This is a genomic window from Streptomyces sp. NPDC093261 (assembly GCF_044753645.1).
Taxonomy (GTDB): Bacteria; Actinomycetota; Actinomycetes; order Streptomycetales; family Streptomycetaceae; genus Streptomyces.
On the sequence record NZ_JBIVNO010000007.1, the window covers coordinates 199,460 to 216,488 of the forward strand.

Sequence of the window (17,029 nt, forward strand, 5' to 3'; positions counted from 1 at the left end):
GCTCTGTTCACACCTCCGGCAATCGCAGGCGAAGGACCCTGTGGTGCCCCGTTTCACAGGCACACTCAGCCCTCACCTCTGTACAATCAAGGCAACCTTGATCGAACCAACTCTGCCTGACGCAGAGCTGGCGCGACCGTATGGCGGCCGGACCCCCTGAGCAGTGGGCGCCGGTATCTACCGCAGTCCGCGCAAGAGGACAGCTCTCGGCGCGCCCCCGTGCGGCGAACGGGCCCACAGAACGGGCCGCGCTACCAGGCGGCAGAAAGGCACGGGCCGTGGTGTCCACGGTCACCTCGAAGTCGTCCCGACCGGGCTACGGACAGCTGCTGCGCACGCGTGGCGCCTGGACGTTCCTGCTCCCCGGTTTCGCGGCGCGTCAGCCGTTCGCGATGCTCACCCTGTCCATCGTCCTTCTGGTCCAGCACACGACCGGCTCCTACGGGGCCGCGGGCGCCATCGCCGCGGCCACCGGCGTCTCCATGGCGCTGTTCGCGCCCTACAGCGGCCGTCTCGCCGACCGCCACGGCCAGCGGGCGGTGCTGCTCCCCGGGGTGCTGGCGCACGTCGTCGCGGCCACGTCCCTGACGGCGCTCGCCCTGGCCCACGCACCCCTGTGGGCGCTGTTCGCGGCGGCCGTCCCGACCGGCGCCTCGGTGCCGCAGATCGGCCCCATGGTGCGGGCCCGCTGGGGCGTGAAGCTCAAGGACTCGCCCCTGATGTCGACGGCGGCGGCCTTCGAGTCCGTCACCGACGAGCTGACCTTCGTGCTCGGACCGCTGCTGGCCACGACCCTGTGCACCGCCGTGGCCCCGGCCGCCGGCCTGCTGGCCGAGGCGGCGCTCACGCTGGTCGGCGGTGTGCTGTTCGCCGCCCAGAAGGGCACACAGCCGCCCGCCGCCGAGGCGCACGCGCGCGTGGAGCACACCTCCGCGCTGAGCGTCCCCGGGGTGCGCGTGCTGATCGTGACCTTCCTGGGCATCGGTTCCGTCTTCGGCGGCATGCAGGTCTCGCTCGCCGCGTTCAGCCAGTCGATCGGCTCCCCCGGTCTGAACGGCGTCCTGTACGGCATCTTCGCCGCCGGCAACATGCTCTCCGGCATCGTCTGCGGCGCCGTCGCCTGGAAGGCGGCTCCTCAGCGCCGTCTCGTCATCGGCTACGCGGCCCTGGCGCTCGCCGCCTCCTCCCTGTGGACCGCCCACTCCGCGACCCCCCTCGCGGGCCTCGGTCTCCTGGTGGGCATGTGCATCGCCCCCGCCCTGATCACCGGCTACACGCTCGTGGAGGGACTGGTCCCGGCGAGCGCCCGCACCGAGGCGTTCACCTGGATGACCGGGGCGGTCGCGTTCGGCCAGGCTGCCGCGGTCACCGTCGCCGGTCAGCTGGAGGACCGCCTGTGGGGCGGTGCCGGATTCCTCGTCCCCATGGGGGGCACGGTGCTGGCCCTGGTGACCCTGGTGGCCCTGCGGTCACGGCTGGCGGCGCGGCCGGGCGGACGCACCGTGGCACGTGGTGTCGGTCACCGCTCCCCGGTCGCGGTGGACTGAACCCCAGGAATAGGCCACTATTGATGGTCGTTAGCACTCATCGAGTGAGAGTGCCAGGAGGAAGACTAGTGCCGACGTACCAGTACCAGTGCACCGAGTGCGGCGAGGGCCTCGAGGCGGTGCAGAAGTTCACCGACGACGCTCTGACCGAGTGCCCCAATTGCGGTGGCCGCCTGAAGAAGGTGTTCTCCGCGGTCGGCATCGTCTTCAAGGGCTCCGGCTTCTACCGGAACGACAGCCGCGGCTCCTCTTCGAGCAGCAGCCCGGCGTCGTCGTCGAAGTCGTCGGACTCCTCCTCGTCGTCCGGCGGATCATCGTCGACGAGCAGCTCCACGTCCAGCTCCGCCGCGTAAGGCTCCGCCTCGGACCCCGCCGTCGCACTGACGGCGGGGTCGGCAGGGCAGGCCCCTCGGGCACCCCCCGGTCGGCGGCCTTCCCGATCCCCCGCCTCGCTGCCCCTCGCCCCTGCTCTCGTCCGATGGCGGGCGATTCGCGGTGTCCGGGGGCCCGCTACTGTGCTCGCCATGGCGAACGCAGAAATCGGTGTCATCGGCGGTTCGGGCTTCTACTCGTTCCTCGACGACGTGACCGAGATACAGGTCGACACCCCGTACGGAGCACCCAGCGACTCCCTCTTCCTCGGTGAGATCGCCGGACGGAAGGTCGCCTTCCTCCCCCGCCACGGCCGCGGCCATCACCTTCCGCCGCACCGGATCAACTACCGCGCCAATCTCTGGGCGCTGCGCTCCGTCGGCGTACGGCAGGTGCTCGGACCGTGCGCCGTGGGCGGGCTCCGCCCCGAGTACGGCCCCGGGACGCTGCTCGTCCCCGATCAGATGGTGGACCGTACGAAGGCCCGGACCCAGACGTACTTCGACGGGTTCCCGCTGCCCGACGGCAGCGTGCCGAACGTGGTGCACGTCTCGCTCGCCGACCCCTACTGCCCCGTCGGCCGGAAGGCCGCGCTGGAGGCGGCGCGCGGACGAGACTGGGAGCCGGTGGACGGCGGCACACTGGTCGTGGTCGAGGGGCCGCGGTTCTCCACCCGTGCCGAATCGTTGTGGCACCAGGCGCAGGGCTGGTCCGTGGTCGGCATGACCGGCCACCCCGAGGCCGCGCTCGCCCGCGAACTGGAGCTGTGCTACACATCGTTGACCCTCGTCACGGATCTGGACGCGGGCGCCGAGACCGGTGAGGGCGTCTCGCACGACGAGGTGCTGAAGGTGTTCGCGGCCAACGTGGACCGGCTGCGGGGCGTGCTGTTCGACGCGGTCGCGGGGCTGCCCGCGAACGAGACGCGGGACTGCCTGTGCACGACCGCGCTGGGCGGGATGGATCCGGGTTTCGAGCTGCCGTGATGCCGTGCGCGTGTCCGGAACATCCCGTTCGGGTGGGCGAGTTGTCCACAACCGGCCGGTAGTCCACGGGCCTCGGCGAGGGGCGCCATGAAGCCTCATCGTGGATGGCGTCCCGCTCCCACGACGCAGGTTGGTGATCAGTATGGCCCGGCTCTCTCCGCGCCACCTCGACTCTTCCGTACACCCGCCGCACCCCGGCACCTCGGCGCACCCGCCGGGCGAGGGACCCGTCGAGCGCCCGCAGAGCGGGGGAGCCGTCGTTCACCCGCCAGGTGAGCGGTCCGTCCTGCACCCGCCACGTGAGGGGTCCGTCCTGCACCCGCCAGGTGAGCGGTCCGTCCTGCACCCGCCAAGCGAAGGGTCCCTTGTGCGCCCGCCCGACCGGGACGCCTTCGTGTATCCGCCGGACCTCGGTGTCGGTGACCGCTCGGGCGCGCCCCCGACATGTGCGGTGCCGCACTTCGCGCCCCTGCGCGTGCGCGGCGGGCGGCACCGGCTGCGCGGTCTGCTGCGGCACAGGAGGCGGGCCGTGGCCGTGGGTCTGGCGGTCACCGCGGCCGCGCTGGTCGCGGCGGGGCCGGGCGGCTCCGAGGGCGCACGAGGACATCCGGGCGCCGGCGGACACCCCCTGGAGACGGCAGGGCCAGTAGCGGAGCCACGACCCGTGGAGATGGTCACGGCCGCGGTACGGATCGCGGACGGGGCGACCGTGCGGCTGTTGCGGCCGGGCGACCGGGTCGATGTGATCGCGGCCGACGGCGGCGGCAGCGCCATGGTGGTCGCGCCCGGGGCACGGGTGATCCGGGTGCCGGATACAGAGCCCACGGAGAGCGGCGCGCTGGTCGTGCTCTCCGTGCCGCGCACCACGGCCGCGCGCCTGGCCGGTGCCGGCGCGACCTCACGACTGGCGGTGACGCTGTGCTGAGCAGGCCGGGCACACCCGTCGGCGGGCTCCGAGTTCCGTTTACCGGCCCCCGGGGTGGACAGACGCGGGAGGGCCTGACGTAGGTTGCGGAGCTGTTTGTTCCGCATGTTGCGCAGTCGAGGAGGGGCTCACCGGTGAGCGAGAAGAAGGCGCCGAGCGTCCTGCAGGGGTTCAAGGCGTTCCTGATGCGGGGGAACGTCGTCGATCTGGCGGTCGCGGTGGTCATCGGCGCCGCCTTCACCAACATTGTGAACTCGGTGGTGAAAGGGGTCATCAACCCGGTCGTGGGTGCGCTTGGTACCCAGAGCCTGGACAGCTACAGCTCCTGCATCAAGGAACCCTGCACGGGGACCGGGGCGAGCGCGACGGGGATCCGGATCCTGTGGGGCTCGGTCCTCGGCGCCACGCTCAACTTCGTGATCACCGCGGCCGTCGTCTACTTCCTGATGGTCCTGCCCATGTCCAGGTTCCTGGCCCGGCAGGAGGCGCGCCGCAAGGCGAAGGACGGCACGCACGAGGTGATGGAGGTGACCGAGCTGGAAGTGCTCAAGGAGATCCGCGACGCCCTCGTCGCCCAGCGCGGTTCGGGGCGCAACGGGTCATAGCGGACCGAGGCGGGAGAGACACCGACGGGCTGACCCCCCCGTGTCCGGGGGCACTCACAGGTGGTGGGGCGGCTTCTCGTCGAGGAACCGCGCCAGATCGGCCGCGCTGTCGCCACTCGTGCCGGGCCGCTCGCCCCATCCCTGGTCGGTGTCGTCGGAGGACGGCCGGCTCAGCGGGTCGTCGAAGACGAGGGCGTCCTTGGGGTCGGGCTTGGCATCGCGCGGCGCGCGGGCGGGGGTGGTGCTCATGCCTCCAGCGTACGTCCGCGGCGCCGGAGGACGGGCCCGGCGGGCGGGCCCGGGGGGCGGCGCGGAGAGTGGGCCCGGGGGCGGCGAGGAGAGCGGGCCCGGGGGGCGGCGCGGGGAGCGGGCCCGGCGGGCGCGGAGGACGACGCGGAGAGCGGGGCCAGCGGGCGGCGCCGAGAGCGGGGCCGGGGACGACGCGGAGAGCGGGCCCCGCGGGCGCGGAGGACGGCGCCGGTCTTGCGCCGGGTGGCCACCCACCCGGCGCCTCGCCGGACAGCCGCGGCCGACGTCGGCACTCGGCGGTCACCGGACACCCGCTACTGCCGTGCCGGGTGTCCGCCGGAGTGACCCCGGCGCCGCTGTGGTCGCACGGCCCGGCGCGGTTGTCCCCTGGCGACGGATCATGGGGGCATGACAGTTGACGCTCTGACAGATGTCGTGGGCCTCCGGGTGGGCCATGCCACACGGACCGGGGACGGCTGGCTGACCGGGACCACCGTCGTCCTGGCACCGGAAGGCGGGGCCGTCGCGGCCGTGGATGTGCGCGGGGGCGGGCCCGGCACCAAGGAGACCGACGCGCTGGACCCGCGCAACCTGGTGCGAAAGGTCGAGGCGGTCGTCCTCACAGGGGGCAGCGCATACGGGCTGGACTCGGCGTCGGGCGTGATGGCCTGGCTGGAAGAGCGCGGGCGCGGGGTGCGCGTCGGTCCCGAGCCGACGCACGTGGTGCCGGTCGTGCCCGCCGCCTGTGTCTTCGACCTGGGGCGCGGCGGCGACTTCAAGGCCCGTCCGGACGCGGCGGTCGGCCGGGCGGCGGTCGAGGCGGCCGCGGCGAGCGAGCCGGGCGCACCGGTGGCGCAGGGCTGCGTCGGTGCGGGCACGGGCGCGACGGTCGGCCCCTTGAAGGGCGGGGTCGGCACGGCGAGCACCGTGCTGGACTCAGGGATCACCGTGGGTGCGCTGGTCGTGTGCAACGCGGTGGGCTCGGTGTCGGAGCCGACGACCGGCGCCCTGTACGGGGAGTTGGCCCAGGGCCGGATCCACCTGCCCGTGCCGGAGGTGCACGAGGCCGCCCGGCGACGGCTCGCCGAGGTCGCGGCGCAGTCCGGCCGCCCTCCGCTGAACACGACCCTCGCGGTCGTGGCGACCGACGCCGACCTCACCAAGGCGCAGGCCCACAAGCTCGCCGGCACGGCGCACGACGGCTTCGCGCGCGCCCTACGGCCCGTACACCTGCTCAACGACGGGGACACGGTGTTCGCGCTGGCGACCGGCGCGCGCCCGCTGGCCCCGACGGGCCCCCTCGCGCTCAACGAGGTGCTCGCGGCGGGCGCGGACCTGGTGACGCGCGCGATCGTGCGGGCCGTGCGCGCCGCCGTGTCGGTCGACGGGCCGGGCGGATCGTGGCCGTCGTACGAGGAGTTGTACGGAGGGCGATAGGGGACGGGACGGGCGATTGTCCCGGTTCTGTCACATGGCGGTGTCCACCCGGCAGCCGCGGGAACCCTCTGCTGGGACGCCGGCTCTTTCTCCACGTATCCAAACGGATCACGCAGATCACTAGACCTGGAGAAGCCCGTGACAACGCCGGACATGCGAGCGCGGCGCGTACTGGGGGCCTGTGCCGCCCTGATGGTCGGCGCCCTGACCCTCACCGCCTGCGGCGGCAGCGCCAACGCCGACGACAACAAGGGCGGAAAGGACGCGAAGGACTCCGCCAAGACCTCCACGGCGACGATCGCCATCAGCGCCAAGGACGGTTCCACCGACGCGTCGATCAACGCGACCGGGGTGAAGGTCAGCGACGGGAAGCTGACCGAGGTGAAGATGACGGTGGCGGGGACGGGTACCGTCGTGCCGGGCGAGATCTCCGCGGACGGCACGTCCTGGAAGCCGAAGGAGCAGCTGGAGCGCGGGACGAAGTACGCGATCTCGGCGACCGCCAAGGATGCGAACAACCGGGTCGCGGCGGCCAACTCCATCTTCACCACGGTCTCTTCGGCGAACAGCTTCATCGGCACGTACACGCCCGACAACGGCACGACGGTCGGTGTCGGGATGCCGGTGTCCTTCACATTCGACAAGGCGATCACCGACAAGAGGGCCGTGCAGTCGCACATCACGGTGACCTCCAGCAGCGGGCAGCAGGTCGTGGGGCACTGGTTCGGCACCCAGCGGCTGGACTTCCGGCCCGAGGACTACTGGAAGGCCGGCTCCAAGGTCACGATGAAGATCGACCTGGACGGGGTCCAGGGCGCGAACGGTACATACGGCGTGCAGAAGAAGACCGTGACCTTCACCATCGGCCGCTCCCAGGTCTCCACGGTGGACGCCCGCACGCAGACCATGACGGTGGTGCGGGACGGCGGGACGCTCAAGACGCTCCCGGTCTCGACCGGCAGCCCGCAGCACACCACGTACAACGGGCAGATGGTGATCTCCGAGAAGTTCACGCAGACCCGTATGAACAGCCAGACGGTCGGGTTGGGCGGCGAGTACGACATCCCGGATGTGCCGCACGCGATGCGGCTGACCACCTCCGGGACGTTCCTCCACGGCAACTACTGGTACAACAAGGGCAATCCGCCCTTCGGCCGCGAGGGCACCAGCCACGGCTGCATCGGGCTCCCGGATGTGCAGGGCGCGCAGGGGGACACGACCGCGAAGTGGTTCTACGACAACTCGCTGATCGGTGATGTCGTGATCGTGAAGAACTCCCCCGACACGACGGTCGCGCCGGACAACGGCCTCAACGGCTGGAACATGACGTGGAGCGCATGGACCGCGGGAAGCGCCGTCTGAGCAGGCCGTTCTGACATGGATTCGGGCCGCGCGGGAACCTGCCGCGCGGCCCGGGCGTTTTTCCACCGTACGTTTTCTCGGTTCCTGGACATGACGCCCGACCGAGGGGCTACGGTATGCACCCACAAGGTGACATGCAGCAACGCCGGGAGAAACCTTGAGTGTTCCGTACGAGACGGCGGCGTACGAGCCGGCCGAGTCGCACGAGTCTCCGGAGGAGCACCTCGCGCGGCTGCTGGGCCGCGCCCTGAACTCCTTCGAGCTGCCGGACGAGACGATAGCGATACTCGACGGCGCGCTGGCCGACGACAGTTCGCTGCACTCGGCGCACCACAGCGCCGGCCTGCACCGGGAGACGTACCGGCACACCTGGCTGCTGGCGGACGGCTCGGCGGTCACCCTGTGGGAACTGGTCCACAACACAGGGCCCGGCGGCCATCTGGAACACGAGGTGTACGTGGACGAGGAGGAACTGCGCGCCGCCACGGCCCGGCTTCCGCTGACCCCGGACGCCCCCGACTTCGAGCTGCCCGTGCCGGTTCAGCTGTCCCCCGTCCCCGAGCCCCGTCACGCCTACCGGCCCGACGCCTCGGCGGACCATGCCCGCCGGCTGCTGCGCCGGGCCGAGAACGCGGACCGCCCGGACGCGGACCTGGAGTCGTTACTGCTGCGCTCGGCGTTCGCGCATGAGATCACACAGTCCTTCGGACGGCCGGGCCGGGCCGCCCGGGCGGGGCTGAGCTTCTCGCTCTACGAGCACGCGTTCCTGCTGCGCGACGGCCGGGAGCTGTCCCTGTGGGAGGTCGAGCACACGGCGACGCCGGACGGACGGCACATGTGCGAGGTGTACGCGACGGAGGAGGAGGCGCGGGAGGCGATGGACCGCCGGGCGGCGGCGCTCGGCCGACCCCGCTGACGGCCCCGGAGACCACGAAGGCCCCCGGGATTCAAGGGGCCAGGAACATGGTGCAGGGACGCCGGGCACTCCCACCGCGGAGCCTCCGCGCGCGCCAGGCACTCCCTCCGGGGAACCTCCGCGCACGCCAGGCACTCCCACCGCGGAACCACCGCGCGCCACCCCTTCCGCGGAACCTCCGCGCGCGCCAGGCACTTTCTCCGCGGAACCACCGCCCGGCACTTCCTCCGCGCCACTTCCCAGACGCTAGGAACGCCCCTCACGGAACTGCCGCATCAGGCCGGCGAAAGCGTCCTGTTCGGCGGGCGTGAGTTCGACGCTCTCCAGATCCGGGCCCGACTGCGGCTGGTGGGGCAGCGCTCCGAGTATCTCGCGGTGTCGTCGCGCGGCGTCCTCGGAGCGGTCGGACCGCCGGGCCTCCCCCTCGAAGCGGCGGCGACGCAGTACGCGGCCCACACAGCCGAGCCAGATGGCGGTCGCCAGGGCGAGGGCGGGCACGCCCAACAACTGGAAGGTCGACACATGCGCAGGCATGAACCCTAGTAGACACCACGATCCGGTCCTTTGACCCCGGACCGTGACGCATCTCGCAGGTGCGACCAGTAGGGCGAAGAGGTGATGAAGAGGTTCAGAGAGGGTTCAATGGGGCACCCGCCGCCGAACGGACGCTTCCGCGCACACGCGTCGGCCGCAACGCCCTCACCGGGGCTGCGGCCGACGCGTGTTGTGCTGCGGTGCCCGATCAGGCGGCGACCGGCTGCTTGGCCTCGGACGGGTGCGCCATGGCGTCGCCGGGCTCGCCCGCCGCGCTCTCGGGGTTCTGCTTGCGCAGGCCCTTCAGGACCACCACCAGGGCCGTGGTCACACACACGCCGACGGCGATGGCGAGCAGGTAGAGGAACGGGTTGCCGATGAGCGGGACCACGAAGATGCCGCCGTGGGGGGCGCGCAGAGTGGCACCGAAGGCCATCGACAGGGCACCGGTGAGCGCGCCGCCGACCATCGACGAGGGGATGACGCGCAGCGGGTCGGCCGCCGCGAACGGGATCGCGCCCTCGGAGATGAAGGACGCGCCCAGCACCCAGGCGGCCTTGCCGTTCTCACGCTCGGTGTGCGTGAAGAGCTTGCCGCGCACGGTGGTCGCCAGGGCCATCGCCAGCGGCGGGACCATACCGGCGGCCATCACCGCGGCCATGATCTTCATCGCGGAGTCGCTCGGGTTGGAGACCGCGATACCGGCGGTGGCGAAGGTGTAGGCGACCTTGTTGACCGGGCCGCCGAGGTCGAAGCACATCATGAGGCCGAGCAGCGCGCCGAGCAGGACGGCGTTGGTGCCCGTCAGACCGTTCAGCCAGTCGGTCAGGCCCTTCTGCGCGGAGGCGATGGGCTTTCCGACGACGACGAACATCAGGAATCCGACGACCGCCGAGGAGATCAGCGGGATCACCACCACCGGCATGATGCCGCGCAGCGCCGCCGGGATCTCGATCTTCTGGATGGCCATCACCACACCGCCGGCGAGAAGACCGGCGACCAGACCGCCGAGGAAGCCCGCGTTGATGGTGAGGGCGATCGAGCCGCCGACGAAGCCGGGCACGAGACCGGGGCGGTCCGCCATGCCGTAGGCGATATAGCCGGCCAGGACCGGGACGAGGAAGCCGAAGGACACCACGCCGATCTGGAAGAGCAGCGCGGCCCAGCTGTCGGTCTGGGTCCACACGAAGTGGTCCATGACCGACGGCGCCTTGTTGATCTTGTAGCCGCCGATCGCGAAGCCGAGGGCTATGAGCAGACCGCCCGCGGCAACGAACGGGACCATGTAGCTCACACCGGACATCAGCCACTTGCGCAGCTTGGTGCCGTAGCCCTCCCCCGCGTCACCGGACCGCTCGACCGGCGTCGCCGGGGCGCCGGCCGCCGCGGTGACCTCGCCACGCGCGGCCTTGTCGCGCACCTCGGCGATCAGCTCGGCGGGCCGGTTGATGCCCGCCTTCACGCCGACGTCGACGGTCGGCTTGCCGGCGAAGCGGTCCTTGTCCCGGACCGGCACGTCATGGGCGAAGATCACGCCGTCCGCCGCCTCGATGACGGCCGGGTCGAGCCGGGTGAAGCCGGCCGAACCCTGGGTCTCGACGACGAGTTCGATGCCCGCCTCGCGGCCGGCGTTCTCCAGCGCCTCGGCGGCCATGTAGGTGTGCGCGATGCCGGTGGGGCAGGAGGTGACGGCGACGACACGGAACAGGGGCTCGGCCGGAACACCGCCGGCCTCCGCAGCCGGCACGGCCGCCTCCGCGGCGCGCGAGCCCGGCACCGGGGCCGGGGCCGCGCCGCCCGCGGCGGCATCGGCTGCATCGGCTGCATCGGCGACATCGGCGGAAGCAGTGGAACCAGCCGCCGCGGACTCCGCGGAACCCCCCTCAGCGTCCTCGGCGTCCTCGGCGTCCTCGGCGTCCTCGGCGTCCTCGGAGCCCTCAAGGACTTCGGAGCCCTCGGCCGACGCCGAGGCCGGGTCCTCGTCACCGCGAATGAGCGCGGCAGCGGCCGCCGCGTCGTCAACGGACCGCAGCGCGGAGGTGAACTCGGCGTTCATCAGCTGGCGGGCGAGGGAGGACAGGATCGTCAGGTGCGCGTCGTCCGCGCCCGCCGGCGCCGCGATCAGGAAGATGAGGTCGGCCGGGCCGTCCGGGGCGCCGAAGTCGACGCCCTGTGCGCTGCGGCCGAAGGCGAGGGTCGGCTCGGTGACGTGCTCGCTGCGGCAGTGCGGGATGCCGATGCCGCCGTCGAGGCCGGTCGGCATCTGCGCCTCGCGGGCCGCGACATCCGCGAGGAAGCCCTCCAGGTCGGTCACGCGGCCCTGGGCCACCATCCGTTCGGCGAGGGCACGTGCCGCCGCCTCCTTGGTGTCGGCGGACAGGTCGAGATCGACCAGGTCCGCGGTGATCATCTCGCTCATCGCGGGCTCCTTCGCACGCGTATCGCCCGGGAGGTGTGACGGGCGGTGGTGAGGACGGGGGTGCGGGGGGTTGGTTCGGGCAGGAAGGGGAGGGCGGGGGGTCGTACGGGGAGAAGGGGGGAGACGGGACCGGGGAAATCCCGCCTCCCCCCGGCCTCGGGGGAACCGCTCGGGTGCCGAGTCGGGCGCGGGGAGGTGCGGCGCGCGCTCATGACACCGGCTCCGTCAGGACGCGGTCCAGGGGCACCTGCGACGTGACCGTCACGGCGGAGGGGTCCAGATCGGCCGGGGTCGGCATCACGCTGCCGGGCAGCCGGACCGCCGCGGCTCCATGGGCGACGGCCGAGGCCAGGGCCTCGGGTCCGGTGCCGCCGGCGATCAGGAAGCCGGCGAGGGAGGAGTCACCCGCGCCGACATTGCTGCGTACGGCGTCGACGCGGGCGCTGCCGAACCACACTCCCGCGTCGGACACGAGCAGCTGCCCGTCCGCGCCGAGGCTCGCGAGCACGGCGCCCGCACCCATGCCGCGCAGTTCCTCGGCCGCCTTGGCCGCGTCACCGACGGTGGCGAGGGGGCGCCCGACGGCCGCCGCGAGTTCCTCGGCGTTCGGCTTCACCACGTCCGGGCGCTCGCCCAGCGCCTCGAGAAGCGCGGGCCCCGAGGTGTCGAGCGCGATCCTCGCGCCCGCGGCGTGAGCGCGGGCGACCAGGTCGGCGTACCAGGACGGGGCGAGACCGCGCGGGAGGCTGCCGCAGCAGGTGATCCAGGTGGTCTCAGCCGCGCGGTACTGCTCGCGGACCGTCTCCAGGAGCAGTTCGGCCTCGCCGGGGGACAGCTCGGGTCCGGGCGCGTTGATCTTCGTGAGGGTGCCGTCGGGCTCGGCGACCGAGATGTTGGACCGGGTGGCTCCGGCGACCGGCACCGGCGCCACGGTGATGCCCTGGTCGTGGAGCAGCTCGGCGACGAGCGCACCGGGCGCCCCGCCCAGCGGCAGCACGGCGACCGTGCGCCGTCCGGCGGCCGCGACCGCGCGCGAGACATTCACGCCCTTGCCGCCCGGGTCCATCCGCTCACCGGTGGCCCGGATGACCTCGCCGCGGTCGAGGGAAGGAACCTCGTACGTACGGTCGAGGGAGGGGTTCGGGGTGACGGTGAGAATCATGCGCGCACTACTTCCGTGCCGCCGCGCTCGATCGCGATGGCGTCCTCGGGGCTCAACCCGCTGTCGGTGATCAGCAGGTCCACATCGCCGAGGTCACCGAAGCGGGCGAAGTGCTCCTGGCCGTGCTTGGAGGAGTCGGCGAGCAGCACCACCCGGCGGGCGGCGCGGATCGCGGCGCGCTTGACGGCGGCCTCGGCGAGGTCGGGCGTGGTCAGTCCGTGTTCGCCGGAGAAGCCGTTGGCGGCGATGAACACGACATCGGCACGGATCTCGGCGTACGCGCTCAGCGCCCAGGCGTCCACGGCAGCTCGCGTACGGTGCCGTACGCGCCCCCCGACCAGATGGAGCTGGATGCCGGGGTGGTCCGCGAGACGGGCCGCCGTGGGAAGGCTGTGGGTGACGACGGTGAGAGAGGCGTCCAGGGGGATGGCCCCGGCCAGCCGGGCGACGGTCGAGCCGGCGTCGAGGATCATCGTGCCCTCGCTCGGCAGCTCGGCGACGGCCGCCTGCGCGATCCGGTCCTTCTCGTCGGCCGCCGTGGACTCCCGCTCCGCGAGGTCCGGTTCGAAGTCCAGGCGCCCGGCCGGTATGGCGCCGCCGTGCACCCTCCGCACCAGACCGGCGCGGTCCAGAGCCTTGAGATCGCGGCGGATCGTCTCCGCCGTGACCTGGAACTCCTCGGCCAGCGACATCACGTCCACCCGGCCGCCGTCACGGGCAAGCCGGAGGATCTCCTGCTGCCGCTCCGGTGCGTACATGTCCGTTCGCCTCCGACTGATGCCCGAACGTGTGGTTTCACAGCGGAGGCTACGGCCCCCTTTCCGAAAAGTAAACAGGTTCGGGCATCGGAACGGACACAGCCGGGCGGAGTGTGGCCGGGCCCACGCACGGCGGCGCCCGGCGAGGGCGCGCAGAACGCGACCCGCCGGGCGCCACCGCCCCCCGAGCACGCGCGGGGACGAGCCCCCGCGCGTTCACAGACGCGCCGTCAGGAGACGAGCACCCGCTCGCCCTCGAGCCCCGCGTCCGCCTCCGCCTCGGCTCCGTCCATGTGCTGCGCCGGCCGCTTCGGCAGCGCGAACATCAGCAGGAAGATCACCACCAGCACGGCCGCGACCCAGCCCAGCGCGTGCTGGAAGGCGCGCACGAAGGCCGGACCCACCGCGGCGGGGGCGAGCCGGTCACCGATCTCCCCGAAGAAGACCACCGACACCAGCCCGAGGCCGAGCGCGTTGCCCATCTGCTGCACCGTGTTGATCAACCCCGACGCCGAACCGGAGTGCTCCCGCGGCACCTCGGAGAGGACCGCGTCCGTCAGCGGCGCGACGATCAGTCCCATGCCCGCCCCCATGACCACCAGCGGCAGCGCCATCTGCCAGGAGGCGATGGACAGCCCATACCGATGGGCCTCGGCTATGTAGACGAGCACACCCGCCGCCATCACCAGCGCGCCCGCCTGGAGCACCTTGCGACCGAAGCGCGGGACCAGCTTCTGCACCGACATCCCGGCCGCCGTCGAGACCGCCAGCGAGAACGGCACACCCGTCAGACCGGCCCGCAGGGCGCTCCACCCCAGCCCCACCTGCATGTACAGCGTCCAGACCAGAAAGAAGACGCCGAGGCCGATCCCGAACACCGTCTGCACCGCGATGCCCGCGGCGAAGCTCTTCACCCGGAACAGCGACAGTTCGACGAGCGGGGAGCCGTCCCGGGCGGCCTTGCGGCGCTCGTACGCCACCAGCGCACCGAAGACGACCAGCGCGCCCGCCATCGACCCATACCCCCACAGCGGCCAGCCCAGCTCCCGGCCGCGCGTGAGCGGGTAGAGCAGCATCAGCAGACCGAGCGTGACCAGAGCCACCCCGACGAGGTCGAGGCGCAGGGCCCGGGGGGCCTTCGACTCCGTGATGAAGCGCCGGCCGAGCAGATAGGCCCCGATGCCGACCGGCAGGTTGATCAGGAAGATGGGCCGCCACTCCAGTCCGAACAGGTTCCACTCGGTGAGCAGCGCGCCGAGCAGCGGCCCCGAGACGGCGCCCAGCCCGACGATGGCGCCGAAGAGGCCGAAGACCTTGCCCCGCTCGTGCGCCGGGAAGGTGGCGTGCACGATCGACAGCACCTGCGGAACCATCATCGCGGCCATCCCGCCCTGAAGGATCCGCGAGGCGACGAGCATCTCCGGGTCGGCGGCGAAGCCGCACAGCGCGGATGCGAGTGTGAAGCCGCCGACGCCGATCAGGAAGAGGCGCTTGCGCCCGTGGATGTCGCCGAGCCGGCCACCGGTGATGAGCCCGGCGGCGAAGGCGAGCGCGTATCCCGCGGTGATCCACTGGATCTGGCTGAAGGAGGCGCCCTCGTCCCGCTGGATGGAGGGGATCGCGATATTGACGATCGTGACGTCGACCAGGTCCATGAAGGCCGCGGTCATCACGATCGCGAGCGCGAACCAGCGACGCCGGTCGCCCGCGTCCGTGCTGCGTGTGCTGTCGGTGGAGGTCATGCTCGGAAGGTAGGGGACCAATAGGTCAGATCATGTCCTCTTACTCATGCATCCTCGACGTATGACGACCGACACCCCGGCCCGGCTCCTCCAGCTGCTGTCCCTGCTCCAGACTCCCCGGGAGTGGCCCGGCAGCGAACTCGCCGAGCGGCTCGGGGTGTCCCGGCGCACCGTCCGGCGCGATGTCGACCGGCTGCGCGAGCTGGGCTACCCGGTCCAGGCCAGCAGGGGGGCCGATGGCGGATACCGCCTGGTCGCGGGGAAGGCCATGCCCCCGCTCGTGCTCGACGACGAGGAGGCCGTGGCGATCGCGGTGGGGCTGCGCGCGGGTGCCGGACACGCGGTCGAGGGCGTGGAGGAGGCCTCCGTGCGGGCCCTGGCCAAGCTGGAACAGGTGCTGCCGGGCCGGCTGCGTCATCGCGTCGCCACGCTCCAGGCGGCCACCACCGCGCTGACCAGCGGCGACGGGGCGAGCATCGCGCCGGAGACACTGACCGTGATGGCCTCGACGATCGCGGGCCGGGAACGGCTGCGGTTCGCCTACCGCGCCAAGGACGGCACGGAGTCCCGGCGCCTGACCGAGCCGTACCGGCTGGTGTCGACGGGACGCCGCTGGTACCTCGTCGCCTACGACCTCGAACGCGACGACTGGCGCACCTTCCGGGTCGACCGGGTCGCCGCGCCCTTCGCGACGGGCGAGCGGTTCACGCCGCGCGAGCTGCCGGCGAAGAGCGCGGCGGAGTATCTGCGGCGGTCGATGTACCGACGCGAGGAGACCTACGAGTTCGAGGCGACCTTCGCCGCGCCCGCGGACATCGTGGCGGCGCGCCTGCCCCGGTGGTTCGACGCGCCCGAGCCCCTCGACGACAACAGCTGCCGGCTGCGCGGCACGACGAACGACTCCGCGGAGTGGCTGGCGGTACGGCTTGCCCTGGTGGGCTGCGCGTTCACCGTCCAGGCGCCGCCGGAACTGGTCGATCGCACCCGGGAGTTGGGGGCGCGCCTGAGCCGGGCGGCGGACGTGGGGCCGTAGCGAGAGAACCGAACCGAGCCCCACCGACCCGGCCCGAGCCCCGAACCGAGCCCCACCGACCCGGCCCGAGCCCGTCCGATCCGGCCCGAGCCCTCAGCCGCTCCCCCAGGCGAACTCCCCGAGGGCCTCCAGATTCCGTACGGCGAGGGCGGCCGGGCCGTCGGGGCCGTCGGCCGGCCGGTTCCCCGCCGCCCAGGTCTCCACGGCCACCCGCACGGCGGCGCCGGCGATGGCGGCCGCGAAACGGAGGGCGGGCGTGACGACCACTGACGCCTCGTCACCTTCCTGTGTCCGCTGCGCCAGCACCTCGGCCAGCTCCCGCTCCGCGGCCTGGCAGATCTCGGCCCAGACCCTGGTGAGCGCGGAGTTGGTGTCGATGAGGCACAGCAGGGCGCGGACCCACTCCAGGGAGGTCGCGGACACGCCCGCGCCCGGGGTCAGGGTGTGGGCCGCCGCGTGGCGCAGCGCCTCGGCGACGCTCAGCTCGGCGGGGGCCTCACGGACCGCCTGTGCCCATCGATGGGCACCCTCGGAGAACAGCGGCGCGAGCGCCTCCTCCTTGGTCGCGAAGTAGCGGTAGAAGGTGCGCGGGGCGACTCCGGCGGCGCGGGCGATGTCCTCGGCCCGGGTGGCGCGCAGGCCGTTCGCCATGAACAGGCCCGCGGCGGCCCGGGCGATCTCCATACGGGTGGCCGCCTTGCGCCGCTCGATCAGCGACTCTCCCTTGTCGCGCCCGTCCCCGGAGGCGCCTTCGGGTTGTTGCGTCGTACGGCGGGACGGGGTCCCGCCCGTACGGTTGGTACCGGTCACGACGGCAGGTTATGCCGCTGTGGCACAATCTGCCATCCGGGCCGCCCCGGGGTTCAGGTCCGGGGCGGCCTGGTCGGCCTGTCCCTGGATTCCGCACCTCGCGGACACAGGAAGAGCCGGGCTCCGGCGCCAGGGGGGAGTGGCGCCGGAGCCCGGCTCCGGAAGAGTCCCG

The 17,029-nt window shown here is 72.4% G+C and carries 16 protein-coding genes; 9 read left to right on the forward strand and 7 right to left on the reverse strand.

Translation table 11 applies throughout. From position 1 onward, the window contains the following. Positions 1-278 precede the first annotated feature (278 nt). The 5 genes from ACIP94_RS17840 (at position 279) to mscL (ending at position 4,435) form a co-directional block, all read left to right on the forward strand. Positions 279-1,547, forward strand: coding sequence for an MFS transporter (locus tag ACIP94_RS17840; RefSeq protein ID WP_402426025.1), 1,269 nt, complete (start codon positions 279-281; stop codon positions 1,545-1,547). 68 nt (positions 1,548-1,615) lie between these two features. After that, positions 1,616-1,900, forward strand: a complete 285-nt coding sequence (locus ACIP94_RS17845; protein WP_402426027.1) for an FmdB family zinc ribbon protein — start codon at positions 1,616-1,618, stop codon at positions 1,898-1,900. A 171-nt stretch (positions 1,901-2,071) separates the two neighbouring features. Further along, positions 2,072-2,905 (forward strand): S-methyl-5'-thioadenosine phosphorylase, encoded by an 834-nt coding sequence (locus ACIP94_RS17850; protein WP_402426029.1) that lies wholly within the window; start codon positions 2,072-2,074, stop codon positions 2,903-2,905. 394 nt (positions 2,906-3,299) lie between these two features. After that, complete coding sequence (locus ACIP94_RS17855; protein ID WP_402426253.1) at positions 3,300-3,830, forward strand: hypothetical protein; 531 nt, start codon at positions 3,300-3,302, stop codon at positions 3,828-3,830. Between the two features lie 134 nt (positions 3,831-3,964). Beyond that, positions 3,965-4,435 (forward strand): large conductance mechanosensitive channel protein MscL, encoded by a 471-nt coding sequence (mscL, locus tag ACIP94_RS17860; protein WP_402426031.1) that lies wholly within the window; start codon positions 3,965-3,967, stop codon positions 4,433-4,435. A 54-nt stretch (positions 4,436-4,489) separates the two neighbouring features. Here mscL and ACIP94_RS17865 read toward each other — a convergent pair whose 3' ends face one another. After that, positions 4,490-4,684, reverse strand: a complete 195-nt coding sequence (locus ACIP94_RS17865) for a hypothetical protein (protein ID WP_311695516.1) — start codon at positions 4,682-4,684, stop codon at positions 4,490-4,492. Between the two features lie 408 nt (positions 4,685-5,092). On the opposite strand from ACIP94_RS17865, the gene ACIP94_RS17870 reads away from it, so the two are divergent. The 3 genes from ACIP94_RS17870 (at position 5,093) to ACIP94_RS17880 (ending at position 8,399) form a co-directional block, all read left to right on the forward strand. Next, complete coding sequence (locus tag ACIP94_RS17870) at positions 5,093-6,121, forward strand: P1 family peptidase (protein WP_402426033.1); 1,029 nt, start codon at positions 5,093-5,095, stop codon at positions 6,119-6,121. A 138-nt stretch (positions 6,122-6,259) separates the two neighbouring features. Continuing rightward, entirely contained in the window at positions 6,260-7,483 is a 1,224-nt protein-coding gene (locus ACIP94_RS17875; RefSeq protein ID WP_402426035.1) for an Ig-like domain-containing protein, read from the forward strand. 157 nt (positions 7,484-7,640) lie between these two features. Beyond that, complete coding sequence (locus ACIP94_RS17880; protein WP_402426037.1) at positions 7,641-8,399, forward strand: DUF6227 family protein; 759 nt, start codon at positions 7,641-7,643, stop codon at positions 8,397-8,399. Between the two features lie 246 nt (positions 8,400-8,645). Here the strand turns inward: ACIP94_RS17880 and ACIP94_RS17885 are convergent, their stop codons facing one another. The 5 genes from ACIP94_RS17885 to ACIP94_RS17905 all read right to left on the reverse strand — a co-directional run bounded on the left by ACIP94_RS17885 (position 8,646) and on the right by ACIP94_RS17905 (position 15,014). Further along, positions 8,646-8,933 carry a hypothetical protein gene (locus ACIP94_RS17885; protein ID WP_402426039.1) on the reverse strand — a complete coding sequence of 96 codons (288 nt, stop codon included), beginning with the start codon at positions 8,931-8,933 and terminating at the stop codon, positions 8,646-8,648. Between the two features lie 208 nt (positions 8,934-9,141). After that, positions 9,142-11,352: a fructose-specific PTS transporter subunit EIIC gene (locus ACIP94_RS17890; RefSeq protein WP_402426041.1), complete on the reverse strand. Its 2,211-nt coding sequence runs from the start codon at positions 11,350-11,352 to the stop codon at positions 9,142-9,144. A 208-nt stretch (positions 11,353-11,560) separates the two neighbouring features. Next, a complete protein-coding gene (gene pfkB, locus ACIP94_RS17895) occupies positions 11,561-12,514 on the reverse strand; it encodes a 1-phosphofructokinase (RefSeq protein WP_402426043.1) in 954 nt (317 codons plus the stop codon). After that, entirely contained in the window at positions 12,511-13,272 is a 762-nt protein-coding gene (locus ACIP94_RS17900) for a DeoR/GlpR family DNA-binding transcription regulator (RefSeq protein ID WP_402426045.1), read from the reverse strand. The genes pfkB and ACIP94_RS17900 overlap by 4 nt, the downstream gene beginning before the upstream one ends. 230 nt (positions 13,273-13,502) lie before the next feature. Beyond that, the gene (locus ACIP94_RS17905; RefSeq protein WP_402426047.1) at positions 13,503-15,014 is read right to left on the reverse strand and encodes an MFS transporter; all 1,512 of its coding nucleotides are present in this window, start codon (positions 15,012-15,014) and stop codon (positions 13,503-13,505) included. Positions 15,015-15,075: 61 nt separating this feature from the next. Between ACIP94_RS17905 and ACIP94_RS17910 the strand changes: the two genes are divergently transcribed. Next, a complete protein-coding gene (locus ACIP94_RS17910) occupies positions 15,076-16,047 on the forward strand; it encodes a helix-turn-helix transcriptional regulator (RefSeq protein WP_402426049.1) in 972 nt (323 codons plus the stop codon). A gap of 93 nt (positions 16,048-16,140) precedes the next feature. Here the strand turns inward: ACIP94_RS17910 and ACIP94_RS17915 are convergent, their stop codons facing one another. Then, on the reverse strand, positions 16,141-16,731 hold the full coding sequence (locus ACIP94_RS17915) for a TetR family transcriptional regulator (RefSeq protein WP_402426255.1): 591 nt from the start codon (positions 16,729-16,731) through the stop codon (positions 16,141-16,143). Positions 16,732-17,029 lie beyond the last annotated feature (298 nt).

Excerpts from the sequence above, each read along its gene's own strand:
- ACIP94_RS17850 (WP_402426029.1), top strand. The coding sequence starts at position 2,072 with ATGGCGAACGCAGAAATCGGTGTCATCGGCGGTTCGGGCTTCTACTCG.
- ACIP94_RS17865 (WP_311695516.1), bottom strand. The coding sequence starts at position 4,684 with ATGAGCACCACCCCCGCCCGCGCGCCGCGCGATGCCAAGCCCGACCCC.
- ACIP94_RS17870 (WP_402426033.1), top strand. The coding sequence starts at position 5,093 with ATGACAGTTGACGCTCTGACAGATGTCGTGGGCCTCCGGGTGGGCCAT.
- ACIP94_RS17885 (WP_402426039.1), bottom strand. The coding sequence starts at position 8,933 with ATGCCTGCGCATGTGTCGACCTTCCAGTTGTTGGGCGTGCCCGCCCTC.
- ACIP94_RS17890 (WP_402426041.1), bottom strand. The coding sequence starts at position 11,352 with ATGAGCGAGATGATCACCGCGGACCTGGTCGATCTCGACCTGTCCGCC.
- pfkB (WP_402426043.1), bottom strand. The coding sequence starts at position 12,514 with ATGATTCTCACCGTCACCCCGAACCCCTCCCTCGACCGTACGTACGAG.
- ACIP94_RS17900 (WP_402426045.1), bottom strand. The coding sequence starts at position 13,272 with ATGTACGCACCGGAGCGGCAGCAGGAGATCCTCCGGCTTGCCCGTGAC.
- ACIP94_RS17905 (WP_402426047.1), bottom strand. The coding sequence starts at position 15,014 with ATGACCTCCACCGACAGCACACGCAGCACGGACGCGGGCGACCGGCGT.
- ACIP94_RS17910 (WP_402426049.1), top strand. The coding sequence starts at position 15,076 with ATGACGACCGACACCCCGGCCCGGCTCCTCCAGCTGCTGTCCCTGCTC.
- ACIP94_RS17915 (WP_402426255.1), bottom strand. The coding sequence starts at position 16,731 with ATGGAGATCGCCCGGGCCGCCGCGGGCCTGTTCATGGCGAACGGCCTG.